This window comes from Vibrio sp. 1249-1 (assembly GCF_033340495.1).
Map to the genome: position 1 here is coordinate 1 of NZ_JAWOWJ010000252.1, position 908 is coordinate 908.

A 908-nucleotide genomic window follows, 5' to 3' on the forward strand; every position below is an offset into this window, starting at 1 on the left:
ACAGTCTTTCTGAGTATTCCCAATCAACTCAAAGCGAATTTTGTTGTAGTTGCTGAAGTAACGAGTATCCAGCGGCATCGATAAGCTCAACTTTTTACCTTGCTGACCATCGACGATTGACGCCACTCCCATAAGTTCGTTGTTCAAATACACTTTGACGTGAGAAACCAAAGAGAGCAACGCTGGTGAAGGTGTGATGTCAAAGTACAACGTGGCTTTAGACACCACCTCATCGAGTCGCGAACCGAAACCAATATAAGCACTAGCCTCACTGCCTTGAATAGCAATTGAACCACTGTAACCCAATTGACTAAATGGAATGACACGCTTAAATACGGTCGAATTTTCAGCATCTTGCTGTGCCAAAGGCGTTGGTTGTTGCTGACTTACTTCTTGTGCCGCGAGACTGCCCGACATACACATGAGAGTGATAGCCGTCGTCAACGCCGTTAGTTTTTTATTATTTAGCATGACTTGAGGTCCTGATTGGGACATAACGAGGTCTTAGTGACCAAATAAATTCGATACAAAATAAAAGTGCATCCACACCGGCCTGAACAAACTTAGGACAATGTTGCAGCAAGCGTTTGTATCCATTAAAGCCGACTTGCAGTACAGCCTGCATACTCGATAGAGGTTTATCTGATTGATAACCTTGTTGCCATTTCGCCCATGTATCTGCACGTGCAAATGTACATTGGACGTATTGGATTCGTTGTTGATGAGACAATTCGTTGAGTTGTAAACCAAATATCCCCTTATGAGCATAGGCAACCGTCATCGGGAACACGAATTCTTGACCACCGCGATTGAGGATCACTTCTAAGGTTTGGCCAAGTAGGTACGCACAGGTTGGTTCATCGACTCCGTCTATTTCAATGCGCACGCCCCCCAAAGAGAAATCCTTC

At 44.6% G+C, this 908-nt stretch carries 2 protein-coding genes; both read right to left on the reverse strand.

Going from position 1 to position 908, the window contains the following annotated elements; translation table 11 throughout:
• Positions 1-471 (reverse strand): cellulose biosynthesis cyclic di-GMP-binding regulatory protein BcsB (locus R7Z50_RS25625; protein ID WP_318149491.1); only part of this gene is annotated, 471 nt, incomplete at its 3' end.
• Positions 461-908: PilZ domain-containing protein (locus R7Z50_RS25630; protein ID WP_318149492.1), on the reverse strand; the 448-nt coding region annotated here is incomplete at its 5' end. The genes R7Z50_RS25630 and R7Z50_RS25625, both read right to left, overlap by 11 nt.